The sequence below is a fragment of the Cupriavidus oxalaticus genome (genome assembly GCF_038900635.1).
Classification (GTDB): Bacteria; Pseudomonadota; Gammaproteobacteria; order Burkholderiales; family Burkholderiaceae; genus Cupriavidus; species Cupriavidus oxalaticus_B.
The window spans coordinates 50,899-66,169 of sequence record NZ_JAYMRX010000033.1 but is presented as its reverse complement, the minus strand read 5'-3'; the positions used below and the strand labels follow the sequence as shown (position 1 = coordinate 66,169).

At 64.2% G+C, this 15,271-nt stretch carries 14 protein-coding genes and 1 pseudogene; 11 read left to right on the top strand and 4 right to left on the bottom strand.

Annotated elements, in window-relative coordinates; all coding sequences use genetic code 11:
• The first annotated feature begins 389 nt into the window (after nucleotides 1-389).
• The 3 genes and pseudogenes from VSR71_RS31895 to VSR71_RS31885 all read left to right on the top strand — a co-directional run bounded on the left by VSR71_RS31895 (nucleotide 390) and on the right by VSR71_RS31885 (nucleotide 2,555).
• A complete protein-coding gene (locus tag VSR71_RS31895; protein WP_342917552.1) occupies nucleotides 390-1,385 on the top strand; it encodes a LysR family transcriptional regulator in 996 nt (331 codons plus the stop codon).
• A gap of 26 nt (nucleotides 1,386-1,411) precedes the next feature.
• Nucleotides 1,412-1,606 (top strand): annotated as a pseudogene (locus VSR71_RS31890) (2-isopropylmalate synthase); the annotation flags it as partial.
• Between the two features lie 403 nt (nucleotides 1,607-2,009).
• Nucleotides 2,010-2,555, top strand: coding sequence for a winged helix DNA-binding protein (locus VSR71_RS31885; protein WP_342917551.1), 546 nt, complete (start codon nucleotides 2,010-2,012; stop codon nucleotides 2,553-2,555).
• A 41-nt stretch (nucleotides 2,556-2,596) separates the two neighbouring features.
• On the opposite strand, the gene VSR71_RS31880 is transcribed toward VSR71_RS31885, so the two are convergent.
• From VSR71_RS31880 to VSR71_RS31865, 4 genes are read right to left on the bottom strand one after another with little or no spacing between them, the layout of a single operon-like run.
• Nucleotides 2,597-4,006 carry an amidase gene (locus tag VSR71_RS31880; RefSeq protein WP_342917550.1) on the bottom strand — a complete coding sequence of 470 codons (1,410 nt, stop codon included), beginning with the start codon at nucleotides 4,004-4,006 and terminating at the stop codon, nucleotides 2,597-2,599.
• Nucleotides 4,007-4,039: 33 nt separating this feature from the next.
• Nucleotides 4,040-5,368, bottom strand: coding sequence for an acetylornithine deacetylase (locus tag VSR71_RS31875; RefSeq protein WP_342917549.1), 1,329 nt, complete (start codon nucleotides 5,366-5,368; stop codon nucleotides 4,040-4,042).
• 36 nt (nucleotides 5,369-5,404) lie between these two features.
• The gene (locus tag VSR71_RS31870) at nucleotides 5,405-6,427 is read right to left on the bottom strand and encodes a ring-hydroxylating dioxygenase ferredoxin reductase family protein (RefSeq protein WP_342917548.1); all 1,023 of its coding nucleotides are present in this window, start codon (nucleotides 6,425-6,427) and stop codon (nucleotides 5,405-5,407) included.
• Nucleotides 6,428-6,452: 25 nt separating this feature from the next.
• Nucleotides 6,453-7,802, bottom strand: a complete 1,350-nt coding sequence (locus VSR71_RS31865; RefSeq protein WP_209762090.1) for a Rieske 2Fe-2S domain-containing protein — start codon at nucleotides 7,800-7,802, stop codon at nucleotides 6,453-6,455.
• Between the two features lie 256 nt (nucleotides 7,803-8,058).
• On the opposite strand from VSR71_RS31865, the gene VSR71_RS31860 reads away from it, so the two are divergent.
• The 8 genes from VSR71_RS31860 to dmpG all read left to right on the top strand — a co-directional run bounded on the left by VSR71_RS31860 (nucleotide 8,059) and on the right by dmpG (nucleotide 15,268).
• Nucleotides 8,059-9,132: a porin gene (locus VSR71_RS31860; protein WP_342917547.1), complete on the top strand. Its 1,074-nt coding sequence runs from the start codon at nucleotides 8,059-8,061 to the stop codon at nucleotides 9,130-9,132.
• An 85-nt stretch (nucleotides 9,133-9,217) separates the two neighbouring features.
• Nucleotides 9,218-10,339: an alcohol dehydrogenase catalytic domain-containing protein gene (locus tag VSR71_RS31855; RefSeq protein WP_342917546.1), complete on the top strand. Its 1,122-nt coding sequence runs from the start codon at nucleotides 9,218-9,220 to the stop codon at nucleotides 10,337-10,339.
• 37 nt (nucleotides 10,340-10,376) lie between these two features.
• Complete coding sequence (locus tag VSR71_RS31850; protein ID WP_342917545.1) at nucleotides 10,377-10,907, top strand: cupin domain-containing protein; 531 nt, start codon at nucleotides 10,377-10,379, stop codon at nucleotides 10,905-10,907.
• Between the two features lie 63 nt (nucleotides 10,908-10,970).
• Nucleotides 10,971-11,477, top strand: a complete 507-nt coding sequence (locus tag VSR71_RS31845; RefSeq protein ID WP_342917544.1) for a hemerythrin family protein — start codon at nucleotides 10,971-10,973, stop codon at nucleotides 11,475-11,477.
• Between the two features lie 2 nt (nucleotides 11,478-11,479).
• Nucleotides 11,480-12,421: a 3-carboxyethylcatechol 2,3-dioxygenase gene (locus VSR71_RS31840; RefSeq protein ID WP_342917543.1), complete on the top strand. Its 942-nt coding sequence runs from the start codon at nucleotides 11,480-11,482 to the stop codon at nucleotides 12,419-12,421.
• A 42-nt stretch (nucleotides 12,422-12,463) separates the two neighbouring features.
• Nucleotides 12,464-13,255: a 2-keto-4-pentenoate hydratase gene (mhpD, locus tag VSR71_RS31835; protein ID WP_342917542.1), complete on the top strand. Its 792-nt coding sequence runs from the start codon at nucleotides 12,464-12,466 to the stop codon at nucleotides 13,253-13,255.
• Between the two features lie 13 nt (nucleotides 13,256-13,268).
• Nucleotides 13,269-14,237 (top strand): acetaldehyde dehydrogenase (acetylating), encoded by a 969-nt coding sequence (locus tag VSR71_RS31830; RefSeq protein ID WP_342917541.1) that lies wholly within the window; start codon nucleotides 13,269-13,271, stop codon nucleotides 14,235-14,237.
• Nucleotides 14,234-15,268, top strand: coding sequence for a 4-hydroxy-2-oxovalerate aldolase (gene dmpG, locus VSR71_RS31825; protein ID WP_342917540.1), 1,035 nt, complete (start codon nucleotides 14,234-14,236; stop codon nucleotides 15,266-15,268). Before VSR71_RS31830 ends, dmpG begins: the two co-directional genes overlap by 4 nt.
• The last annotated feature ends 3 nt before the right edge of the window (nucleotides 15,269-15,271 follow it).

Here is a 15,271-nt window from a genome sequence, read left to right as displayed (position 1 = left end):
CACGCGCTTGCGCGTGCGGCGATTGCTCAGGTCCAGGCCAAGGTCAGTTTGTTTCATGCGCCCATTGTCGCTGGAAACATTCTTCATGCGTACCCGAAGTCGCATGAGTTTTGAACACCATCCCTAGCCTGGCAACGCGCGGAGCGCATGGGGCGCGCCGCTCTTCGCCGCGCGCTTCTTCAGGTTGGCTTTGGTGCGGATCGTCAAGGCGGCACATGACGTCGTCCAGTGCGAACACAAGCAGTTCAGGTGACATTGCTGACATGGCAGTTCTCTCTAGTGGTTCAAGCTAAGGGATGGCGTGCATTGCGTTTCCGTGCTGCCCACTATAAGGTAGCGGGCTCATACGGAAAAATTGGGAATTAAAACCGACTCATTGGTTTTTTGATATGAATCGATCCACCACATTCCGGCAACTGAATGCCATTGATGCTGTTGCACGCTTGGGCGGTGTTTCGCGGGCGGCAGAAGAACTGCACCTGACGCAGCCAACGGTGTCATTGCAGTTGCGTCTTTTGGAGCAAGCGACCGGTACGCCGCTCGTGCAAAGGGTCGGCCGGGGGATGCAACTGACGCCCGCCGGTGAGGTAATCGCCGGCTATGCCGGCCAGATGCTGCGCTTGTGGCGCGACGCGGTAGAGGAAGTCGCGACGCTCAAGGGCGACCTGGCCGGTACGCTGCGGGTTGGGGCGATTACGACGGCAGAGTACCTGCTACCGCCGATGCTGGTGGCATTCACCGGGCAACGCCCGGAGGTCAAGATCAAGCTCAGTGTAGGCAATCGCGAGGAGATCATCCGCATGCTTGCCATGCACGAAATCGATCTTGCCATCATCGGCCGGCCACCCAGCGACGTGCGCACCCACGCAACGCCGTTTGCCAAGCACCCGATGGCGTTCATCGCGGCCCCGGATCATCCGCTGATGTCACGCAAGAACCTTTCCCTGAAAGACTTGCTGAGCGCCAACTTTCTGGTGCGGGAGAGGGGGTCTGGCACGCGCAATACCGTGGAGCGCCTGTTCAAGGAAGCAGGGCATCGTTTGCCATTAGGCTCCGAGCTATCAAGCAACGCCGCCATCAAACGCATGGTGGCTGCAGGGCTCGGTGTTGCCTTTCTCTCACTGCATGCCTGCACGTTGGAATTCCAGGCAGGGCTGATCGGGCTGCTGCCGCTCAAGGACAATCCGATCGAGCGCGACTGGTATGTTCTGAACCTTCCCGGCGTGCGAATTCCCCGTGTTGCCATGGCGTTTCGTGCGTTTCTGATCGAACATGGCCAGGCGGAGATCACCCGCCAGCTCGAGACATTTGACGGGATACTCAGCCGTCTGCATGCGAGATCTGCGGGGCGGCGCGACCGCAGAGTCCCGGCGTCTCGACGCTAACCGCGTCACCGCCCCCTCTGCTCGATTTGATTGCTCAACCCTCCGCAAAGTACCAACCGTTTCCTCCTGTCGGCCTGTCTCACCGCACCTGGCCGAACCGCGCCATCACAGCCGCGCCGGTGTGGCTTTCGACCGATCTGCGCGGTGGCAACCAGGCGCTGTTCGAGCCGAGGAACGGCGAGCGCAAGATGCGGCTGCTCCAGGAGCTCGTGCGCATCGGCTGCATGCGCTGGACTTGCGCATGTGCATCGACGCCTATGAGGAGCGTGCCACCGGCGCCGAAGCGCCGGCGATGGCCATCGTCGAGGCAGCGCTGGAAGGCGTGCCGGGGCACGGGCTTCGGCGTCGGCATGAGCCACAACATCGTCGAGGCTTCGGTGCAGGCAGTGGTCGGCGTGGCAAACCGGCTGCTGCGGCAACGGCGGGCCCAGGCTTGATCATGTCGGGTGGCGCGTCCGTGGCAACCCGACCACCCGTGTACTGGATTCAGTACGACATCGGGTCACTTGCCAAAGGCATCCAGAACGATCCTGCGATGTGGGATAATTTGCCCCTGCATTTCTGCAGCCTTCGCCACGCTTATTGGTAAGCTGGCTCTGAGATCGATATTGGGCAAATCAGCGCATGGAACCGAAATTTCAACGTGGGTGGCATCTCGCAAAAACCGACCTGGAGCAAAAGGCCACCGAATTTGAGTGGTCGTTGATCCGGTTCCATGAGTCGTTTTCCCGCTTCGTGTTGTCCACCGGTATGGTGACGATTGCTGCCGATGTGGATATCAAGTACGAGGAACACGTCATTCTCCACGTCATCAGGATGCAGGACCGGCCGAAAAACAGTGCCACCATTGCGCGCCTGATGAATCGAGATGATATTCCGAATATCCAGTACAGCTTGCGCAAGCTGGAGACGGCCGGTTTGATCGAGAAGCAGCGAGAAAAGAACAGCAAGACCTTTGCGTACACTGTCAGTGAACTGGGAGTCAAGCTGACGGACGAGTATTACAAGGTCAGGGCCGAGATCCTGGTGAAGCGGCTGGAAGAAATCAGCGAGGTGTCGGAGAAGTTTGAACGGGCGTCGCGCTTCCTGTCATTGCTGACCGGCATCTACGAGGAAGCCGCGCGGGATTCGGCAACCATCACGCCATTGCGCGAAGACGGGCAGCAATGAGATCAGGCCGGGCGTTTCCGGCCTGACTCTCGCACACAGCGTCAGCGTCTGACCGTGATCTCCGGATGGCAGCGGTGCCAGTCGGTGACCTGCTGGAATGCCATGCCGGCACGGCACAGCAGCGCTTCCTCGCCATGGCGCGCCACCAACTGGAATGCAATCGGCATGCCGTCCGCGGTGAACCCACAGGGCAGCGTTATCGCCGGATGGCCGGTGGAATTGAACGGTGCCGTGAACTGGATCAGCCGACTGTTCAGTTCCGGGTCTTGGGCGAGCGCCCCCAGCTGTTCATGCGTGGGTGCGGCGAAAGGCTGTACCGGGACCACCAGGAGATCGATGTCCTGCATCAGCCTGTTGACCTTACCGCGGAAGGCGGCACGGTTCAGCAGGGCTTGCTGATAGCGCATGCCGCTGGTATTGCGGCCAATCTCGATCAGCCGGGTCAGCGCCGGCCCATACTCCGTCGACAGGCGCGGGAACGTGTCCGCATGCGCCACGGCGACTTCGACGCCGCAATTGATTTCCCATTCGTCGACGACGGTGCGCACGGCGGGAAAACGAACGTCCCGGATCTCGCACTCCAGCGCCTTGAGTAGCTCGATGGCGCGGTCGATGGCCTGGCTGATGACGTCATCCGTGCCGTCGCTGTTCCATTGCGTATCGACCCCGATGCGCAGGCCGCGCAAGTCGCGCCCCTCGGCGGGCAATTCCAGGTGCGATGGCGGCAGCGAAGTCGGATCGAGCGGATCGTGGCCTGCGATCGCGCCAAGTATCAGCGCCGCATCCGCGGCGCTGCGGGCGATCGGACCCACATGGTCAAGGCTCGCACCGAGCTCGAATACACCGTGGCGGCTGACCCGACCCCACGTCGGCTTGATGCCGGTGAGGCCGTTGGCTGCCGCAGGGAAGCGGATCGAGCCGCCGGTGTCCGTGCCGATCGATGCGTAGCATAGTCCGGCGGCGGTGGCGACACCGGAGCCGCTGGAAGACGCGCCGGCCCAGTGATTCGGGTGCCAGGGATTGACCGGCTCCGCCACGCTAGGGTGATGGGTGGCGAAGGCGCCCTCGGTAAGCCGCAGCTTGCCCAGCACGATGGCGCCGGCGTCCCGCAGCTTGCGCACGACGGTGGCATCTTCTGTGGGAATAAAGTCCTTATGGATGGTGGTGCCGGCAGCGGTCGGCGCTCCGGCCAGCCAGCACAGGTCCTTGACGGCAACCGGCACGCCGTGCAGCGGGCCCAGCGGGCCGCCCTGCATCAGCGCACGCTCGGCCTCGCGAGCCTGTTCCAGCGCCTGTTCCGGCAGAACCAGCGCGTAACTGTGTAGTGCCGGGTCGAGTTCGGCGATGCGAGCGAGGATGGCTTCGGTGACTTCGACAGGCGAGATTTCGCGCGCGTGGACCTTGCGAGCAAGATCCGCGACTTCCCAGTAGTGGAGGTCTACGTTTGGCATAAGCATTTGGTCGGTAGATTCGATGTGGAGCCTTCAGTGAAGGCCGAGCTCCGCGCGGTTACGCGTCAGCGTATCGATTACGGCGTACAGGATCTTGCGCGCGCAAGGCAGCAAGTCTGGGACGTAGGTGGCACCCATGCCGCCCAGGCCTTCTGCCACGCATTCAGGCGAACCCTGCGCCGGCCACGGCCAGCCGATGCGTGCGGTCGGGATGCCGAAGCGGCGCAATGCCGCTCCGTCGGTCTGTCCTCCAAGCAGGTCGGGAACGCCGTGCGGGCGCGCTTCGACATGCTCCCAGCCGCGCCTGGCCGACTGGATGATCCAGTTGGATGGTGAGGTGGTGCCTCCTGGCACGGACCCGTACATCTCCCAGTCCAGATCCAGCTCCGAATGCCGCGCGTGCAGGTTTGCGACGAATTGCGCGAATTGCGCTTTGACGTCGGCCGGGGTGGTGCGCGGATTGATGCGCACGTCGAAGAAGATCTCGGTGACTGCCGAAGGGAAGGCCGGCCGCTCCGGCCAGCCGGCGCGCACACCGGCGATCCAGCCGTGCGGCTTGATTACGCCGGATGTATTGCGCTCAGCATATTCGATCAGCCACTGCTCCAGTTCCATAATGACCTGCGCGGCTGGCACCACCGAGCTCCGGAAGCCCGGCGTGCCGCGCGGAACACCGGCATAGCCGAGCGTCCCGTTCACGCGCAGCTTGAACCAGCCCATCCCCGGCTCTTCGTGGTAGACCCAGTTCCACGGCTTCATGATGATGGCGAAGTCCGGCGCGACACCGCGCGACAGCAGATGCACGACGCCACCTGACATGCCGGCGTTATCGCGCTCGGCGACATTGACGGGCATGCCGCCGTCGGCCGTCGCCAGGATCAGGTCGCCGACCAGCGGCACGTCGGCCTCGATCAGCGCCGTCGCCACCTCGGTCAGCGTCGCCACCATCGCCTTGGGATTGGACGAGCCGAGGCCATAAACCCAGTCTCCGACCATCCTGGCGGCAGGCTGCAGGTCGACATGGTCGGTGGTGCCGGTCCATGGCCGGTCCGTGGCATCGCCTTCCAGGTGCGTGTCGATCGGCGCGTACAGCATCAGCGCGGCGCCGCCGCCTCTGCCGCGCTTTTCGCCAACGGCGTTGCCCGTGCGGGCGTTCATCGGGCGGTATGCCGAGGTCAGCCCCACCTTGGACATATAGCCCGCCATGAACTGGTTGACATCGCGTACGGCGCCGGTTGGGCTATGGATGTCCGTCAGGTCGGACAGAAGTTGCTGCAGGCGCCGGGCATCGATCCTGGCGCAGGCCCTCTCATACCAGCCTTGCTGCTCTGGCGAAAAGGGTAGGGAAATGGTCGGCTCCACGATGGCTGTCTCCGGCGATTCCTGGTTGATCCGCAATCAGTTCGACGGTGCGAACTGCTCGGCGTAGATGTTTTCCGGACGGACCCCGATCTGGGCAAGACGGCTGGTGGCCGCTTCGATCATGGCCGGGGGGCCGCACAGATAGGCGACGGTGTCGGCGTGCGTGGCATCGTCTTCCCGGATCGCATCGACCGGGTTGCCGCTGAGCAGGTCGCCGGTCGCGCCCCGGTCCACCGAGATTCGCGCCGCAAGGCTGGGCAGCCATTGCTGGCGCAGCGCGATGTCATCCAGGCAGAACAGCGTTTCGGGCGTGGCACAGCCAAAGCTGAGCATCACCGGCGGCTTGCGGCCCGACGTGTTGCGGATGGTGTCGATCATGGACAGGATCGGCGCCAGCCCGGTGCCCCCCGCGACCATGATGTGTGGCGCGCGCACTTTCTCCCGCAGGAAGAAGCTGCCATACGGACCCTCCAGCTCCAGCACGTCGTCGCGGGTGGCGCGCTGTTCCAGGTAGCCGGACATGACGCCGTCATGCAGCAGCCGGATCAGCAGTTCGATCTTCGGCAGGTCGGCGGCCGTGCTGGCCGGCGAATAGCTGCGCACGATGTCGGTGCCGGGAACGCGCACCTGGACGAACTGGCCCGGCTTGAAGTCGAAGGACTCGCCTTCGGCCAACTCCAGCCTCAGGCGCACGACATTGGGCGCCACTTTCTCGACGCTGTCGACAAATGCGTTGACCTTGACAGCGCAGCCGGCGCCGGCATTGCTCTCATAGTTCAGGTCAAAGGTGCAGTCCGTCTCGGGCTCGGTCAGGCACAACAGGCGCTCACCCGCCTCGTATTCGCTGCGCAGCAGGGTCGAGCTGGCGCCGGCACGCATGCCTGCCTGGCCTTCGGACAAGCGCGCCGTGCAGCTCGAGCAGCTGCCGGAGCGGCACTGGTGGATCAGCGGCACGCCGGCGGCGAGAGCGGCGTCAAGCACGCTCTCGCCGTGCGGCACGGCAACCGATCGGGTCGTTCCGTCGCGAAAGCGCAATGCGACGTTCTTTACAGTGGACATACAGATACCTCGGTTGCCGCCTGGATTACTCGTCTTCTTCGATCTTGGTGACGAAGTACGCTGTGGCCTGCTTGCCTTCCGACGCCTTCTTCAGCCGCATGGCCGACGCCTTGACGGCGCCATCCACACCGCGGCCCGGCTTGGCGATGCCCCGGTTCCAGCGCGATGCCAGCTTGCGCCAGGTGATCGGCGAGATGTCCGTCGCCATCAGCTGCTCGTTGTCCCAGCCGGTGCCGTCCGCATAGAAGTCCTGCATCGCTTCGCGCGCATAGAGATCGCAGTCGTTGAAGCCGTGCAGGCACAGGGGCTTGTACAGATAGTCGAAGCGGTACTTGTAGTCCTTGCGCTCCTGCTCGGTGTTGCAGACCTTGACCAGCACTTCCCAGTACTCATAGGTGTCGTCGGTGACGGGCACATACCACTCGTACTGGACCACGTGTTCTTCCGGCCAGTTTTCCACCATCAGCACGCCGGGCAGGACCACGGAGGTGCGGTACGGGCGCGCGTTCAGGTTGTCCACCTTGAGGCCCACCTTTTCGTTCTCCAGGATCGGCTTCCACTTCTCGGTGAAGAGCCACTGCACCAGGCCCTTGGGACCATTGTCGTCTTCGACCACGGCGATGCAGTCGTCAGCGGTCGGCACGATGCCCAGCGGCAGCACCCAGTCCTTGGCGTGGATGATGGCGTTGTCCTTGTGCACCAGGATGTGCGCATTGTCGAAGCCGTTCTCGCAGGCGATGCGCCAGTTGGCATAGCCGGTACGGTGCATGCCGTAGGCCACCACGTTCTCGTCGAGCAAGCTCGGCGCGGACGGCCACAGCGGATGCGGGAATTTCTCGCTGTTCTCCGGGAAGCGGAACGGCAGGTCGTGCGACAGCGGCGGCACGTCTTCGTCCGGGTAGTCGTCCTCGCGCACGAACACAAAGATCATGCCGGCGACTTCCTGCACCGGGTAGGTGGTCAGGCCGGTGGTGCCGATCAGCTTGTCGTCGGGGTTGCCGGCGATGGTCGCCAGGTTGCCGCTCTCCAGGTCGAACGTGAAGCCGTGATACCAGCAGCTGATTGTGTCCTTGGTCAGGCACATCGGCTTGGCGGACAGGCGCACGCCGCGATGAACGCACTGGTCCTTCAGGGCAAAGATCTTGCCGTCCACGCGCCGCAGCACGATCGGGATGCCGCAGATCTGGATGCCTTCCACGCCGTCTTCCGGCAACTCCTTGCTGAACAGGGCCGGATACCAGTGATTGATGAACCCCCAGGCCGCGTCCTTGTACGGCTGGTACTGGCTTTGCACCTTGGCGTCATTGACGCGTGCGTTGCTGATTTCGTTTTTCGTTTCGCCGCTGCGCCGGCGGATGACGGGCTTGTCGCTCATCTTCAGGTTCTCCTCGTGTGGGGCTTGGGGGCTGGGGCTGCAATCCATGGCGGTTCGCCATCGGTGATCGAAGATTACGAAATCATGAATTGACTGTCAATCGAAGTTCAATCAAACTTCGAACGACAATCAATAGATAAAGGATTGATTGTGTAGCGTAGGACGCTTTGAAGCCGGTGCAGAAGCGCGTGCCTGGGGTTAACCTCTAGATGCGCCATGCACGGGCTTCCCAATCAAGAAATCGGGGAGACATCCAATGAGGAGACTGACAGCCATTGCCGCCTGCGCGGCTGGCCTGGCGGGCACGGCGCATGCACAGAGCAGCGTGCAGGTGTACGGCATCATCAATACCGGCGTGATGTACGTGTCCAACCAGGGGGGCAGCAGCAACCTGGTTGCGGATCCGGGCACCCAGGCGCCGAACCTGTTCGGCTTGCGCGGCACCGAAGACCTGGGCGGCGGCATGCACGCCGTGTTCAAGCTGCAGGGCCAGTTCTCAATGAAGGACGGCCGTTCCATCGGCAACCTGTTCGGCCACGAGAGCTATGTCGGCATTCGCGACGACCAGCTAGGCACGCTCACGTTCGGTAATCAGATCGATTACATGTTCTATTCGCTGGCGCTTGATCACTGGGGCCCGGTGTTTCCGTTCATCAGCTGCATCAGCCTGCGCCAGGGGCCGTTCTCGGGCCTGGGCGTGCCCAATACGCCCGGCGGCTCGTTCGACTTTGACCGGGTCGCGGGCCTTGCCATGCCGAACTCCGTCAAGTACCAGAGCCCCGACTTCGGCGGACTCTCGTTTGGCGCGCAATACAGCCTTGGCGGGCAGGCCGGTTCATTCGGCAACAGCAGTGGCCAGAGCGCCGGCATCAACTACCACGTTGGCAACCTGCGGCTGAACGGCGCCTATACCTATGTCAAGTATCCGGAACTGAATGCCGGCAACGATGGCATCCGCAACTTCGGCCTGGGCGCGTCTTACGCGATCGGGCCCGCAGTGGCCGCGCTGATGTACACCAACACGGAAAACACCGCGACCGGGGCAAGGGTCGCGGTCTATGAAGGCGATGTGACCTGGGCCTTCGCCCCCGCCTGGCACCTGAACGCCGCCTACCAGTACATGCAGGGCAACGAGACGTTGGATCGTCAGAGCGCCATGCAGGGCACCTTGACGCTGCTTTATTCGTTCTCCAAGCGCACCAGTGTTTATGCGGATCTGGTCTACCAGAAGGCTTCCGGGGCTGGGAAAGCGTGGATCAGCATGGTGCCGGGACCGTCGTCGGGTGCCAACCAGGTGGCGGCAAACATGGGTGTGCTGCACACCTTCTAGCCAGCAAATTTTTTTGACTATATCCGTTGAATTTCAATGGATATTCAATGAATAAAACCGCCGAAAACTAGCAGGAGACGAGTAAATGAACGCCCCCACCCAGCCAACTATCCAGGCAGCCCGCGTCCATGAACCTGGCGGCCGCTTCCGGCTTGACACGATTCCGCGCCCGGCCTTGCTGCGTCCCACCGATGTGCTGATCGGCGTGAAGGCGTCGGGCGTCGTGCCCAACCTTCGCAACGTGATGAGCAACTATGGCGAGCGCGCCTACCTGACGGTGCCGGACCTGCCCGCGATCTACGGCCTGGACACCGCCGGCGTCGTCGCCGAAGTGGGCAGCCAGGTTACCGGCATCGCGCCCGGCGACCGTGTGTATATCAACCCGGGGCGTTCGTGCGGCTCGTGCCATGCGTGCCGGACCGGCGAGCCGATCAACTGCACGGCCTATACCTTCCAGGGCTATTTCGGCTTCGGGCCGGAGTCCAGGCGGATGTACCAGCAGTATCCATACGGCGGCTTCAGTGAGTTCGCCACCGCACCCGCGGATGGCCTGATCAAGCTGCCCGAATCGATCAGCTTCGAGCAGGCCGCGCGTTTCGGCTACCTGGGCACGGCGTACTCCGGCCTGCGCAAGGCCGGCGTGGCCGCTGGGCGCACGGTGCTGATCAGCGGCGCCACCGGCACGCTCGGGCTCGGTGCCGTGCAGATCGCGCGCGCCATGGGCGCGACCAGGATCTTGTGCGTGGCGCGCAACCTCGATTTGCTGGAGCGCGTGCGCGCGCTCGACCCGCAGCGTATCCGCACGCTTTCCTATGGCACACGGCCGCTGGCCGAATGGGTCCGCGCCGAAACCGATGGTCTTGGCGCCGATGCCTTTGTCGATGCGATCGGACCGGGCGCCTCGCACCAGATTACGCTGGACTGCATCACCGCGCTGCGGCGCGGTGGCCGCATGGTGGAGATCGGGGCGATGTCGGATCCGCTGCCCGTCAACCTGCATCAGCTGATGTGCGCGCAGGTCAGCCTGGTCGGGTCGCTCTGGTTCTCGGTGGCCGAAGGCCAGGAACTCGCCGCCATGGCAGCGGCGGGCACGCTCGACCTCAGTGTCTTCGAGCACCAGCGCTTCGGCCTGCATCAGGTCAACGAGGCCCTCGCCACCGCGGAGAAGCGCGCCGGCGGCTTTGTCAACGTGGTTGTCGTGCAGTGACACGGCAACCGATCCCTAACGGATAAAGGAGCAAGCAATGGTAAGACGCATCGTCACCGGCGAGCGCGACGGCCGTTCCGTGATTGTCGCGGACGGTCCCGTATCCACCACGCACGACTATGCCGCGGTCCCCGGCTTCCAGACCACGCTGGCATGGGCCACGCAAGCCGTCCCGTCGCTGCCGCAGGACGGCACCGATCCGGTCGTGACAGTCAGGTCCGTCACCCCCGACCCGCATGGCACACGCCTGCTTGTGGTCCAGTTCCCGCCCGACAGCGTGATGGCATCGCCGCAGTTTGATCCCGCGGCGGCAGGCGAAGAGTATGCGCGCCATCTGCCCGGACTGGCCGAATCCTTCGAGCCGGATGGTTCCGGCATGCACCGGACCGTGTCGGTCGATTACGACATCATCGTTTCGGGCGAGCTCTGGCTGGAAGTCGATGGCGGCGAAACCCGCCATCTCAAGGCCGGCGACATCGTCATCCAGAACGGCACGCGGCACGCCTGGCGCAACCGCAGCGAGCAGCCCGCCGTGATGGTGGCGGTGCTGATCGGTGCCGACAGGTAAAGGTTGGGGCAGTCCGCCAGCGGCACCCACTGCCGCTGGCGAACTTGCCAGGAGAGTATTGGAATGAAAGACACATCGGATATCGGGGCGCCGCCCGCCGCGGATGCGTGCCAGGAGCTAACGTGGACGGATGCCATGTTGCTGGGCCATGGGCCGATCGATGACGCACACCAGGAATTCGTTGAAGTGGTGAACGCCCTGGCCCACTGCACGCCAGAGACGGCGGCAGCGCGCCTGCAGGAGCTCGAGGCACATGTACACACGCATTTCGCCGTCGAGAAGGCGTGGATGGAGAAGACGGATTTCCCGGCCGCCGATTGCCATATCGACGAGCACGAGCGCGTCATCGACGCCGTGCAGAAGGTCAACGCAAAACTGCTGCTTGGCGAACTCGGGCTGCAGGACCTGAAGCGGCTGGCAAAAGCCTTGACGGACTGGTTCCCCGCTCATGCGGCCTACATGGATTCGGCACTGTCTGCCTGGATCAATAAGAAGACCTACGGCGGTGCGCCGGTCGTGCTCCGGCGCGATCTCCGCGCGGACCTGCGTCACGCCGAGGCAGGAGCATAAGCATGCCGCTTCATCTTGAATGCCTCTCGCACACGCCGTTGCACGGCTACTTCGACCCGGCCCCGCAGATCCTTGCCGAAGTCGAGCGCGCGCAGGCTGCCGCCCGCGCGCGCGTCGAAGCCTTCGATCCCGAGCTTGTGATCGCCTTCGTGCCGGACCATTACAACGGTTTCTTCTATGACCTGATGCCGCAGTTCTGTGTCGGCGTGGCCGCCAGCGCGGTGGGAGACTTCAAGAGCCTGGCCGGCCCGCTGTCGGTCCCGTCCGATACGGCGCAGGCGCTGGCGCAAGCGGTGCTGGATGCCGATATGGACGTAGCGGTCTCGTACCGCATGCAGGTCGACCACGGCTGCGCGCAGGCGCTGGAAATACTGTCCGGCAGCCTCGACCGCTACCCGGTGATACCGGTCTTCATCAATTCGGTGGCGCCACCGATGGCGAGCTGCCGGCGCGCACGGCTGCTGGGCGATGCCATCGGGCGCTTTGCCGGGCGCCTGGGCAAGCGCGTGCTGGTGGTGGGTTCGGGCGGCATATCCCATGAGCCGCCAGTGCCGGAAATTGCCACGGCCGCGCCGGAGAACGTTGAGCGGCTGATTGCCGGGCGCAATCCGAGTCCGGAATCACGGGCCGCGCGGCAGGCCCGCACCCTTGCCGCCGCGCAGGCGTTTGCCGCCGGCGAAAGCCACCTGCGTGCGCTCAATCCCGAGTGGGACCGCGCCTTCCTCAAGACCATGGCGAGCGGGGACCTGACCGCAGTGGATGGCCTGACCACCCAGGCCATCACTCGCGAGGGCGGAAAGTCCGGCCACGAGATCCGGACCTGGATCGCCGCCTTTGCCGCACTTGCCGCCAACGGGCCATACCGGGCCGAACTCGATTATTACCGGGCCATCCCCGAATGGATTGCCGGCTTTGCCGTCATGCACGCACAGCCAGATGCGTGAGGCCAAGGCCTCAGACCAGACCTGAAAGACAAGGACAACGACATGACCAATCCACATATCGTGCAAGCACTGGCCGAACGCCTGCGCCGCGCCGAGCAAAGCCGCATTCCCGTTGCGCCGCTGCGCGGGGAAATCGCTGCCGGCGACGCCGCCACGGCTTACGCCGTACAGAGTGCCAACGTGCAGGCGTGGCGCGCCCTGGGCCGCCGCGTGGTCGGCCGCAAGATCGGGCTGACCTCGCTTGCAGTGCAGCGCCAGCTCGGCGTGGACCAGCCTGACTTTGGCACGTTGTTCGCCGACATGGTGTACGGCGACGACGAACCCATTCCCGTTGCCCGCACGCTGCAGCCCAAGGCCGAGGCCGAAGTGGCACTCGTGCTCAAGCGCGACGTCACCGCCCGCGATGCCACGCTGGTAGACCTGATCAATGCGGTCGACTACGTGCTGCCGGCCGTCGAAGTCGTGGGCAGCCGCATCGAGAACTGGAACATCTCCTTTGTCGACACCGTGGCCGACAACGCCTCCAGCGGCCTGGTGGTGCTGGGCGCGGTGCCGGTGCCGCTGGCCGGCCTGGACCTGAAGGGCGTGCAGATGGAGATGTTCCGGGGCGAGCAGCGGGTCTCAACCGGCAAAGGCGCCGACTGCCTGGGGCATCCGCTGAACGCCGCGGTGTGGCTGGCGCGCAAGCTGGCATCGCTGGGCGATCCCCTGCGCGCCGGTGACCTGGTGCTGACCGGTGCGCTCGGGCCGATGGTCCCGGTGGAACCGGGCCAGTGCTACGAAGCCCGCATCAGCGGTATCGGCAGCGTCCGTGCGGCGTTCGCCGCAGAGTGAAAGAGAGAAAGACATGGCTTCCAAGAAACTCAAAGCAGCAATCATCGGCTCGGGCAATATCGGTACCGACCTGATGATCAAGATCCTGCGCAACGGCAGGCATCTGGAGATCGCGGCAATGGTCGGCATCGATCCGGCCTCGGACGGGCTCGCCCGGGCCGTGCGCCTGGGCGTGGCCACCACGCATGAGGGTGCCGAAGGGCTGACCCGCCTGCCGGTCTTCGACGATATCGACTTCGTGTTCGATGCCACATCGGCCGGCGCACACGTGAAAAATGACGCGCTGCTGCGCCGGCACAAGCCAGGCCTGCGCATGATCGACCTGACTCCCGCCGCGATCGGGCCGTATTGCGTGCCGGTGGTCAACCTCGATGCGCACCTGGACGCACCCAACGTCAACATGGTCACCTGCGGCGGCCAGGCGACCATCCCCATGGTCGCTGCCGTGTCGCGAGTGGCGAAGGTCCACTACGCCGAGATCGTCGCGTCGATCAGCAGCAAGTCGGCGGGTCCCGGCACCCGCGCCAATATTGACGAGTTCACCGAGACCACCTCAAAGGCAATCGAAGTTGTCGGCGGCGCCGTGAAGGGGAAGGCCATCATCGTGCTCAACCCGGCCGAGCCGCCGGTGATGATGCGCGACACCGTCTACACGCTGTCCGAGCTGGCCGACCGCGCGCAAATCGAGGCATCGATCGATGCCATGGCGCGCGCGGTGCATGCCTACGTGCCCGGCTATCGCCTCAAGCAGACCGTGCAGTTCGACGAAATCCCGACCAGCGCGCCGCTCAATGTGCCGGGCCTGGGCCACTTCAGCGGGCTGAAGACTTCGGTGTTCATCGAAGTGGAGGGCGCTGCCCATTACCTGCCTGCCTACGCAGGCAATCTCGACATCATGACCTCCGCCGCGCTGGCCACCGCCGAGCGCATGGCGCAGTCGCTGCTGAGCGCCAGGGAGACCACTGCAGGAGCCTGCGCATGAATACGCCCGCCAAGAAACTCTATATCTCCGACGTGACGCTCCGTGACGGCAGCCACGCGGTTCGCCACCAGTACTCGATCCAGAACGTCCAGGATATTGCACGCGCGCTGGACCGAGCCAGGGTCGACAGCATCGAAGTCGCGCATGGCGACGGCCTGCAAGGCTCGAGCTTCAACTATGGCTTCGGCGCGCACAGCGATCTCGAATGGATTGCTGCCGTCGCCGACGTGGTGGAGCATGCCAGGATCGCCACGCTGCTGCTGCCCGGCATCGGCACCACGCATGATCTGAAGGCGGCCTACGATGCCGGCGCGCGCGTGGTGCGCGTCGCCACGCACTGTACCGAGGCCGACATCTCCAGGCAGCATATCGAGTATGCGCGCGAGCTCGGCATGGATACGGTCGGTTTCCTGATGATGAGCCACATGACCGCGCCGGAGCATCTCGCGGCCGAAGCGAAGAAGATGGAAAGCTATGGGGCGACCTGTATCTATGTGGTCGACTCCGGCGGCGCGCTGACCATGAACGACGTGCGTGCGCGCTTCCGGGCGCTCAAGGACGTGCTGAACGCCGACACGCAGACGGGCATGCACGCCCATCACAACCTGTCGCTCGGTGTCGCCAACTCGATCGTCGCCGTCGAAGAAGGCTGCGACCGCATCGACGCGTCGCTGGCCGGCATGGGGGCAGGGGCGGGCAACGCGCCGCTGGAGGTCTTCATCGCCGCGGCCGAACGCCTCGGCTGGAATCATGGCACCGACCTGTACGCGCTGATGGACGCGGCCGACGACATCGTGCGCCCGCTGCAGGACCGCCCGGTACGCGTGGACCGCGAAACGCTCGCGCTTGGCTATGCCGGGGTTTACTCGAGCTTCCTGCGCCACTCCGAAGTGGCAGCGAAGAAGTATGGCCTGAAGACGGTCGACATCCTCGTCGAGCTGGGCCGGCGCCGCATGGTCGGCGGTCAGGAAGACATGATCGTTGACGTCGCATTGGACCTCATCCAGCGCAAGTCCGCGGCGCAGCAGTGATTG

Excerpts from the sequence above, each read along its gene's own strand:
- VSR71_RS31880 (WP_342917550.1), bottom strand. The coding sequence starts at position 4,006 with ATGCCAAACGTAGACCTCCACTACTGGGAAGTCGCGGATCTTGCTCGC.
- VSR71_RS31840 (WP_342917543.1), top strand. The coding sequence starts at position 11,480 with ATGCCGCTTCATCTTGAATGCCTCTCGCACACGCCGTTGCACGGCTAC.
- VSR71_RS31870 (WP_342917548.1), bottom strand. The coding sequence starts at position 6,427 with ATGTCCACTGTAAAGAACGTCGCATTGCGCTTTCGCGACGGAACGACC.
- VSR71_RS31850 (WP_342917545.1), top strand. The coding sequence starts at position 10,377 with ATGGTAAGACGCATCGTCACCGGCGAGCGCGACGGCCGTTCCGTGATT.
- VSR71_RS31845 (WP_342917544.1), top strand. The coding sequence starts at position 10,971 with ATGAAAGACACATCGGATATCGGGGCGCCGCCCGCCGCGGATGCGTGC.
- VSR71_RS31895 (WP_342917552.1), top strand. The coding sequence starts at position 390 with ATGAATCGATCCACCACATTCCGGCAACTGAATGCCATTGATGCTGTT.
- VSR71_RS31885 (WP_342917551.1), top strand. The coding sequence starts at position 2,010 with ATGGAACCGAAATTTCAACGTGGGTGGCATCTCGCAAAAACCGACCTG.
- VSR71_RS31865 (WP_209762090.1), bottom strand. The coding sequence starts at position 7,802 with ATGAGCGACAAGCCCGTCATCCGCCGGCGCAGCGGCGAAACGAAAAAC.
- VSR71_RS31830 (WP_342917541.1), top strand. The coding sequence starts at position 13,269 with ATGGCTTCCAAGAAACTCAAAGCAGCAATCATCGGCTCGGGCAATATC.
- VSR71_RS31855 (WP_342917546.1), top strand. The coding sequence starts at position 9,218 with ATGAACGCCCCCACCCAGCCAACTATCCAGGCAGCCCGCGTCCATGAA.
- mhpD (WP_342917542.1), top strand. The coding sequence starts at position 12,464 with ATGACCAATCCACATATCGTGCAAGCACTGGCCGAACGCCTGCGCCGC.
- VSR71_RS31860 (WP_342917547.1), top strand. The coding sequence starts at position 8,059 with ATGAGGAGACTGACAGCCATTGCCGCCTGCGCGGCTGGCCTGGCGGGC.
- dmpG (WP_342917540.1), top strand. The coding sequence starts at position 14,234 with ATGAATACGCCCGCCAAGAAACTCTATATCTCCGACGTGACGCTCCGT.